Genomic DNA, 6,171 nt, shown 5'->3' on the forward strand with positions numbered 1-6,171 from the left:
AAGGTACAGCTCACAGGTTGTACTGTTTGCGTTTGCGGTACAGGGTCGACGCGTCGATGCCCAAGGTGCGGGCTGCCTGGTCCAAGGTGTCGCTGGTGGCGAGCACGGCGCCGATATGGGCTTTTTCCAACTGATCCAGGCTCAGCGCCGCGCCGATGCGTGGGGCGTTGTTGCCAGGCTGTTCGGCCATTCCCAGGTGGGTGATCTCCACCTTTTCTTGCGGGCAGATGATGCTGGCGCGCTCCACGACGTTGCGCAGTTCGCGGATATTGCCCGGCCAGCGGTAGTTGAGCAGTGCTTCGCGTGCCTCATCGCTGAAGCCGCGCGCCGGTCGGGCGTATTCCTTGACGAAGCGCGCCAGGAAGCGGTCGGCCAGGGTCAGAATGTCTTCACTACGCTCGCGAAGCGGCGGCAGGTGCAAGGTGATCACATTGAGGCGGTACAGCAAGTCCTCGCGGAAGCGGCCGTCGCGGACCATGTCTTCCAGGTTCAGGTTGGTGGCGGCCAGTATGCGTACGTCGGCACGTCGAGTGACCGGATCGCCGACGCGCTCATATTCCTTGTCTTGGATAAAACGCAGCAACTTGGGTTGCAATGTAAGGGGAAAGTCGCCGATTTCGTCGAGAAACAGCGTTCCGCCGTCCGCTTGGTTAACGCGGCCCAAGGTACTTTCGCTGGCACCGGTAAACGCACCGCGGCTATGACCAAACAACTCGCTTTCCATCAGTTCTGCCGTCAGCGATGGGCAGTTGATGGTGACGCAGGACTTTTTCGAACGCTTGCTCCAGCCATGAATGGCGCGGGCGAGTTCGCCTTTACCGGTGCCGGATTCACCCAGGATGAGAATGTTGGCATCGGTGCCGGCCACCTGGCGCGCGGTTTCCAGCACCACCATCATTGCCGGGCTGTGGGAATCGAGGCCGTCTTTGGGCTGGCGCACTTCGCCTTCAAGGGCTTCGAGGCGCGCAGAGAGTTGGCGCACTTCCAATTGCTTGGCGGTGGCGAGCCGCAGTTGATCAGGGCTGCAAGGCTTGACCAGGTAATCGGCAGCGCCGGCCTGAATTGCATCAACGGCAGTGTCGACTGCCGAGTGGGCGGTCACAATGACCACGCGCATCCAAGGCGCCTGGACGCGCATCTGGGCCAGCACATCCAGGCCATTGTCTTCGCCCAGTCGCAGGTCGAGGAAGCACAGGTCGAACACCTGGCGCTGCATCAAGGCATCGGCCTGAGCGGCGCTGTTCGCGGTGGCTACGGTGTAGCCCTCATCTTCCAGGCAATAACGGAAGGTGCGGAGGATCGCGGATTCGTCATCCACTAAAAGAATGCGGCCTTGAAGTTCCTTGGCTGATTCCATCTGTCCCGCGCTCCTTAAACTATGAATGATGGTGTTTAGTCCCGGAATAATCGGGCAAGTTGCATGGTTTATTCTGATCGATAAAAGGCAGCGTCGTGCAGCTATCTGCATCGTTTCCTACAAAGCCCCCGGCTGATGGCGTTTTCATGCCGTCTTGCCACTTCGGCAACACTCATTCCGTGTTCTATCCCTTGATCCGACCGCTGGCCATCGTGCATTTCGCACGGCGCTCAGAGGGGCATCGTGCAGGATGCTGGGGGTCAACCCAATCGGTAATATTCAACTCATTGATTTTATTGAGTTTTATTTTGTAAAAAAGCTGGCATGCACTCTGCAATATCTCTCCCAACGAATAATCAGAATGCGGGAGAACAGCAGCATGACTCGCCAAAACCTCAGCCCATTGCGTGTATCGCCACTGCGCTTGCAACAAGGCCTGTTTGCCAGCCTGGGCCTGATGGTCACGCTGATTGGCGGCCAGCAACTGCAACATTGGCAGCAGAGTCAGCAGCAGATCCCCCAGTTTGAACGTCCGTCCATGACCCAGACCCATTTCCGTTCCGTTGGCAGTGTTGCTGCCGATGTAACAGCCCCGCAGTTGCGGATGGTTGACCAGGTTTCCGCCCTGAGTGAACTGCCATCCCAAGAGCGTTGGGTGTTCTAGGCAACAACAGCCGTTCGTATTGAGCGGTTGCACGGCACTACCGCTGTTACCCCTATAAAAGCGTAAGGAGAATCACCATGTTGAGTTGGGCAATCACATTTCTGATCATCGCCATTGTGGCTGCAGTCCTGGGCTTCGGTGGTATCGCGGGCACCGCCACGGGTATCGCAAAAATTCTGTTTGTGGTCTTCCTGGTGATGTTCATCGCTTCCTTCTTCTTTGGTCGTCGCGGCCGAGGCTGAACATGACCACTTTGTCCCTTAAAGCTCTTGCTGCCGTCCTGCTCTTGGGCGGCAGCGGCTGGGCGATGGCCGCCAACGACGGCCAATCCCGGGCCAATGAATTGCTCAGCGCGGACCCGCAATACCGCGAAACCTGGCAAGGCGTGGTGAAGAAAGAAGAACGCTTGCCGGAATGGGTAATGAACCTGTCGGGTACAGCCGAACAGATGAACGCCGTGGAAGAAGATGGCGACAAGTATTTGGTCGGGCCACTCTGCGAAACCGCTGACACGTGCCTGAACAAACGCCTGATCGTTGCCTTCAGCCTCGACAAGGAAGATGCCTACGCCATGTTGGTGGAAGTCCCGGCCGGCCTGCCGGCGGACAAATCCCCAACGCGGCACGCCGATTACCGTTTTATCGGTAAGCCGGATGAAGGCATGCAGAAGTTGCTGACGGAGCAGCTGAAGAAAGATCCGAATTGGTATTAGGTTCCGTCCGACGCTTCTGTCGTCTGCGGAGACTGCGTCCATAGAAAGAAGCCCCCTCGCTTCTTTCTGTTTGCATCGCTCGCCAAGGGCGGTGCATGACCAAGGGGCCGGGTTGCTCTGATCAATCGGGATCGGCGTGACCTACGGGTACAGAGAGTGCCTGCGCAAGGGCCGGGTCAGGCGAAAAGCTGCGACGCAGGTTCACAAGCTCATGGCTTGCTGAACTTGCGGCGGGCTTATTGCTCTTTTGTTATGCCTTCCTTAGTCGAATATTTCCCTTCTGCTTGTTCAGAACCATTTCTTGGTATGTCCGGTCGACCATCTATCGATAAATTTTGGTGGGGGCCATAGGACATTTCTGACACTAAACAACGGAATTCCCAGGCATTTCTGCCAGCTCACCACAGACGTCCTGATTCTCTGAGCGAGCCGGGTTTGGCCGGTTCACGGCATATTTGTCGGACAAAATGTCACATTTGAACTGACCGTTCGGACAGTTATTATAGAAAAAGGCCATGCCGATTCGGCATAGGGTAGGCGTTTACGGCATTAGACGTCGCTCCCTTGCATGGGAATAGTTGCGCCTTTTTTCGCCTGCCAGTAAGCCATTTCGGCCACGCTGCGGTGACCTTCCATGGAGGCAGATGCACACACTTTTTCGCTCTCGAGCGTTGCAGCTGGCGCATTTGCCTTAAGTTCACTTGAAGTAAGGGTAATGACATGAAGAAGGCAAAGCTAAGCCTCGCCTGGCAGATCCTCATCGGTTTGGTGCTGGGGATCGCAATCGGTGCAGTGCTCAACCATTTCAGTGCTGAAAAGGCCTGGTGGATCAGCAATGTGTTGCAGCCAGCGGGCGATATCTTTATCCGCCTGATCAAGATGATCGTGATCCCGATTGTGATCTCCTCGCTGATCGTCGGCATTGCCGGGGTCGGTGACGCGAAGAAACTCGGGCGTATCGGCGTCAAAACCATCCTTTACTTCGAAATCGTCACCACCATCGCCATCGTGGTCGGCCTGTTGCTGGCCAACCTGTTCCACCCAGGCGCTGGCATCGACATGAGTACCCTGGGTACCGTCGACATCTCCAAGTACACCGCCACCGCCGCCGAAGTGCAGCATGAGCACGCGTTCATCGAGACCATCCTCAACCTGATCCCGTCGAACATCTTCGCCGCTGTCGCCCGTGGCGAAATGCTGCCGATCATCTTCTTCTCGGTGCTGTTCGGCCTGGGCTTGTCGAGCCTCAAGCCTGAGCTGCGCGAGCCGCTGGTGACCATGTTCCAGGGCGTGTCCGAGAGCATGTTCAAAGTCACCCACATGATCATGAAGTACGCCCCGATCGGCGTATTCGCATTGATCGCCGTGACCGTCGCCAACTTCGGCTTTGCCTCCTTGCTGCCGCTGGCCAAGCTGGTGATCCTGGTTTACGTCGCCATCCTGTTCTTCGCCTTTGCGGTACTGGGCCTGATCGCTCGCCTGTTTGGCTTCTCGATCCTCAAGCTGATCCGCATCTTCAAGGATGAGCTGGTACTGGCCTACTCCACCGCCAGCTCCGAAACCGTGCTGCCGCGCGTGATCGAGAAGATGGAAGCCTACGGCGCGCCGAAAGCCATCTGCAGCTTCGTGGTGCCGACCGGTTACTCGTTCAACCTCGACGGTTCGACCCTGTACCAGAGCATCGCGGCCATCTTCATCGCCCAGCTGTATGGCATCGACCTGTCGGTTGGCCAGCAACTGATGCTGGTTCTGACCCTGATGGTCACCTCCAAAGGCATCGCCGGTGTACCGGGCGTGTCTTTCGTGGTGTTGCTGGCCACCCTGGGCAGCGTGGGCATTCCGCTGGAAGGCCTGGCGTTCATCGCCGGTGTCGACCGCATCATGGACATGGCGCGTACTGCCCTGAACGTGATCGGCAACGCCCTGGCCGTGCTGGTCATCTCCCGTTGGGAAGGCATGTACGACGACGCCAAGGGCGAGCGCTACTGGAACTCGCTGCCGCACTGGCGCAGCAAGGACGCCGCGCCGGCCGCCCAAGCGACCCGCAGCTGATAGCACTACAGCTCTAAAACAAACCCCGGATCATTCCGGGGTTTGTCGTTTCTGCCAGCCCCGCTATCATTCGCTCCATTCTTCGAGGGGTTCAACTGATGCTCAATGGCCTGTGGCTTGGCTTCTTTGTCGTGGCAATGGTGTCGGCACTGGCGCAATGGCTGGTCGGCGGTAACGCCGGGATTTTCGCGGCGATGGTCGAAAGCATTTTCGCCATGGCCAAGCTGTCCGTGGAAGTGATGGTGTTGCTGTTCGGCACCCTGACCTTGTGGCTGGGTTTCTTGCGCATTGCCGAGAAGGCCGGGATCGTCGATTGGCTGGCCAAGGCCCTCGGCCCGCTGTTCCGCCGCCTGATGCCGGAAGTGCCCGCCGGGCACCCTGCCATCGGCTTGATCACCCTCAACTTCGCGGCCAACGGCCTGGGCCTGGATAACGCGGCGACCCCCATCGGCTTGAAAGCGATGAAGGCGCTGCAGGAACTCAACCCGATTCCCAACACCGCGAGTAACGCGCAGATCCTGTTCCTGGTGCTCAACGCGTCCTCGCTGACTCTATTGCCCGTGACCATCTTCATGTATCGCGCCCAGCAAGGCGCCGCGGACCCGACGCTGGTGTTCCTGCCGATCCTGCTGGCGACTAGCGCCTCCACCCTGGCCGGCCTGCTCTCGGTGGCGATTATGCAGCGCCTGCGGCTGTGGGACCCGGTGGTGCTGGCCTATCTGATTCCGGGTGCACTGGTGTTGGGCGGTTTCATGGCGTTGTTGGCCACGTTGTCCGCGACGGCGCTGGCTGGCCTTTCGTCGATCCTGGGCAACCTCACGCTGTTCGGCTTGATCATGCTGTTCCTGGTGATCGGCGCGTTGCGCAAGGTCAAGGTGTACGAGGCATTTGTCGAAGGTGCCAAGGAAGGCTTCGACGTGGCGAAGAACCTGCTGCCGTATCTGGTGGCGATGCTGTGTGCCGTGGGCGTGTTGCGCGCTTCGGGCGCCCTGGATTTCGGCCTGGAAGGCATTCGCCATGTGGTCGCCTGGACGGGCATGGACACGCGCTTTGTCGATGCCTTGCCGACCGCGATGGTCAAGCCGTTCTCCGGCAGCGCCGCACGGGCGATGCTGATCGAGACCATGCAGACCCAGGGTGTGGACAGCTTCCCGGCGCTGGTGGCGGCGACGATTCAGGGCAGTACCGAGACCACCTTCTATGTGTTGGCGGTGTACTTTGGTTCGGTAGGGATCCAGCGCGCCAGGCATGCCGTGGGGTGTGCGTTGCTGGCGGAGTTGGCCGGAGTCGTGGCGGCGATTGCGGTGTGTTACTGGTTCTTTGGCTGAGGCTAAAACCGCTATCGCAGGCAAGCCAGCTTGTGTCTTCAAGATCTCTTAAACTCAG

At 58.7% G+C, this 6,171-nt stretch carries 6 protein-coding genes; 5 read left to right on the forward strand and 1 reads right to left on the reverse strand.

Annotation, left to right across the window (positions count from 1 at the left end):
• Positions 1-10 precede the first annotated feature (10 nt).
• Positions 11-1,357, reverse strand: coding sequence for a sigma-54-dependent response regulator transcription factor AlgB (algB, locus tag H096_RS14410; protein WP_028618657.1), 1,347 nt, complete (start codon positions 1,355-1,357; stop codon positions 11-13).
• Positions 1,358-1,736: 379 nt separating this feature from the next.
• Here algB and H096_RS14415 point away from each other — a divergent pair, with 379 nt between their 5' ends.
• From H096_RS14415 to H096_RS14430, 5 genes are all read left to right on the forward strand, one after another.
• Positions 1,737-2,021, forward strand: coding sequence for a hypothetical protein (locus H096_RS14415; RefSeq protein ID WP_033899274.1), 285 nt, complete (start codon positions 1,737-1,739; stop codon positions 2,019-2,021).
• Between the two features lie 77 nt (positions 2,022-2,098).
• Entirely contained in the window at positions 2,099-2,263 is a 165-nt protein-coding gene (locus tag H096_RS33230; protein WP_003170804.1) for a DUF1328 domain-containing protein, read from the forward strand.
• Positions 2,264-2,265: 2 nt separating this feature from the next.
• Entirely contained in the window at positions 2,266-2,733 is a 468-nt protein-coding gene (locus H096_RS14420) for an inhibitor of vertebrate lysozyme family protein (RefSeq protein ID WP_033899267.1), read from the forward strand.
• Between the two features lie 720 nt (positions 2,734-3,453).
• Positions 3,454-4,785, forward strand: a complete 1,332-nt coding sequence (gene gltP, locus H096_RS14425; protein WP_016978800.1) for a glutamate/aspartate:proton symporter GltP — start codon at positions 3,454-3,456, stop codon at positions 4,783-4,785.
• A 98-nt stretch (positions 4,786-4,883) separates the two neighbouring features.
• On the forward strand, positions 4,884-6,113 hold the full coding sequence (locus H096_RS14430) for a spore maturation protein (protein WP_033899269.1): 1,230 nt from the start codon (positions 4,884-4,886) through the stop codon (positions 6,111-6,113).
• The last annotated feature ends 58 nt before the right edge of the window (positions 6,114-6,171 follow it).

The sequence above is a fragment of the Pseudomonas sp. FH1 genome (assembly GCF_000510895.2).
Taxonomy (GTDB): domain Bacteria; phylum Pseudomonadota; class Gammaproteobacteria; order Pseudomonadales; family Pseudomonadaceae; genus Aquipseudomonas; species Aquipseudomonas azotoformans_A.